This is a genomic window from Bacillota bacterium (genome assembly GCA_040754675.1).
GTDB lineage: Bacteria > Bacillota > Limnochordia > Limnochordales > Geochordaceae > Geochorda.
The window spans coordinates 1-2,669 of sequence record JBFMCJ010000545.1; the positions used below are offsets into that span (position 1 = coordinate 1).

The 2,669-nt window shown below is 63.8% G+C and carries 3 protein-coding genes; all 3 read left to right on the top strand.

The genetic code is table 11. The annotated features are described in order from the left end of the window. A partial coding sequence (locus AB1609_20545) for an amidohydrolase family protein (GenBank protein ID MEW6048833.1) occupies positions 1 to 601 on the top strand: 601 nt, incomplete at its 5' end. Between the two features lie 41 nt (positions 602 to 642). Further along, a complete protein-coding gene (locus AB1609_20550) occupies positions 643 to 1,377 on the top strand; it encodes an SIS domain-containing protein (protein ID MEW6048834.1) in 735 nt (244 codons plus the stop codon). 36 nt (positions 1,378 to 1,413) lie between these two features. After that, a partial coding sequence (locus AB1609_20555) for a neutral/alkaline non-lysosomal ceramidase N-terminal domain-containing protein (protein MEW6048835.1) occupies positions 1,414 to 2,669 on the top strand: 1,256 nt, incomplete at its 3' end.

The window sequence follows — 2,669 nt, forward strand, 5'->3', positions numbered from 1 at the left end:
GGACTTCATGGCTGGCGTTCGGGCTGGAGCCAGGCATGTGACCCACTGCTACAACACCATGAGGGGTTTCGGGCACCGGGAGCCCGGGGCTATGGGTGCCGCCCTTGTTGCTCCGGTGACTGCGGAACTCATCGCAGACGGAGTACATGTTCACCGTGCAGCGATGGACCTCCTTATGCGCGTGAAGGAACCCGGGGACGTACTCCTGGTCACCGACGCTATGGCCGGGGCCGGACTTTCAGATGGCGTCTACTCTCTAGCCGGGCGGGAGGTGCATGTGCGGCAAGGGAGAGCTGTCCTAGCCGACGGCACGCTCGCCGGAAGCGTGCTGACCATGGATCAGGCGGTGCGAAACGTGGTCGGTGTCCTGGGCAGGCCCGTTCACGAAGCGGTCCGTATGGCCACGTTGAATCCGGCCCGGTGTTTGAACCTGCACACCAGGAAGGGTCTCTTGGCTCCGGGGATGGATGCCGATTTGGTCATCCTGGACAGGGAGCTGGAAGTTGCCGTGGTGCTGGTGGCAGGGAGGGTGGCTTACTGCCGGGAGCGGGAACGGGAGCTGTTTTCGGCCCTGCCTCGTTGGACTGGCGACGACCGGTGACGCGGATCGCGCGGCCCACTCTAGATTCCGGAGGTGTGAACGTGCTGGCTGAACGCTTTGCGGCTGAGGTCCACGACATGCTTGCCCGGATCGAGGAGGAGGAGTTCCCGGTTATCGGTCAGGCTGCCGAAGTGGTGGCCAGGTCCATGATGTCGGGAGGGATCCTCCACATATTCGGGACGGGCCACTCCCATCTGGTAGCTGAAGAAGTGCTCTACCGGGCCGGCGTGCTGGCCCCGGTGGATGCCATCCTGGAGCCCAGTCTCACCGGGCATACGGAAGTGTGCAAGAGCGAGTTCGCCGAGCGCCTGGAGGGATGGGGTAAGGTTATTCTGGACCACCGCGACATCAGGCCCCAGGATGTGCTGCTGGTTGTGAGCAACTCGGGACGGAATGCGGCTCCCGTTGAGGTGGCCATGGAGGCCAAGGCGCGGGGTGTCCCCGTCATCGCCATCACTTCCTTGGCTTATTCCCGCTCCGTGTCTTCCCGCCACTCCTCGGGCAAGCGTCTGTTCGAAGTGGCGGATCTGGTGATAGACAACAAGACGCCTTTGGGCGACGCCCTGGTTCACGTTGAAGGGACGCGTGCTCCGATGGGTCCGGGATCGGGCATAGCGGGCTGTTTCATCGTCCACTGTCTGCTCTTGCAGGTAGTGGAAAAGATGATGTCTGCCGGGCATGACCCCCCGGTATTCCTATCTGGGAACCTCGATGGTGCGCGCGAATACAACCGGCCGCTCCTCGAGCGTTACAAGGGGCGAATTAAGGCGTGGTGAGCAAGGGGGAGACGGGTTATGGGATTTCGGGCCGGAGTGGCAGAGGTGGTTCTCGCCCCTCCTGCGGGCACGCCGATGGCGGGTTATATGGCGCGGCAAGGGTCGTCCATGGGGTGGCTTGACCCGTTGGTCGCGCAGGCGCTCTATCTCGAGGGGGACCAAGGGCGGGCTGTCATTGTGTGTGCCGACCTGATTGCCGTGGACTGGGATCTTACCCGGGCAGTCAGGGACGTCCTTGCCCAGGGCCTCAGGGTCCCCGCGGCTGGGGTAATGGTTGCAGCTTCACACACGCACTCCAGCTATGCGGGCGTTGTGGCCCGCCTGCACGTGGCCGAGCGATCTCAGTCCGACCCCTGTCTGCGCGAGTATACTGCCCGCAGCCTGGCTGGAGTGGCAAAACTGGCCGCCCTGGCGCCCGAGGCTTGTTACCTTAGCCTCGGACGAGCGACGGTGGCGGGAGTCGGGGCGAACCGCAATGATCCCTCTGCACCGGTCGATCCCGAGGTAACCGTGCTGGCGCTGAGCAGGCAAGATGGCTCGTTGATCGCCGTGTTGGTCAACTACGCCTGCCATCCGACCGTACTGGGTGCAGACAATCTCCTGCTGTCCAGTGACTTTGTGGGGCCGATGCGCAGGACGGTACAGAAATGCCTTCAAGCCGCAGGACTGGGGTGTCCGCCGGTGCTTTACACCAATGGCGCCGCGGGGGACGTCAGCCCTAGGTTCACCCGCCGCGCCCAGACATGGGCGGAGGGCCGCCGCATGGGGTGTCTGGTGGGGGTCGCTGCCGCGACTGCGGTGCTCGGTGCTGAGACTGTGAAGGGTCCCCTGGCCGTCGCATGCGGGGAGCGAGACGTGGCCCTTCCCGCAAGGATCCTCGATCCCGATGATTTGAAACACCGGGTGGCGGCCGCCGAATGGGAACTGCGGCGTGCAGAGCAAATGGGGCGGAGCCACGGAGAACTTCGGCGGCTGCGTACGATGTGGGAGGGGGCCCTGGTTCAGAGGGAGATGTATGGGCGTCTGCCAGCCCAACTGACAGCTCACCTGCAGGTGCTGCTTCTTGGTCCGATTGCATTCCTGGGCGTACCTGGAGAGCTTTTCTCGCGTCTCGGACTGCATCTCAAGGAGCGGAGCGTTGCCCCCGCTACGGTGCTGGTGGGCTATGCGAATGACTACCTGGGGTATATTGCCGACCGCGACGCGTACGCCGGCGCTGACTACGAAGTACTGGTAAGCCCGTTGGCTGAGGGCTCTGGGGAGATACTTGTGGAACAATTGCTACGTCTGTG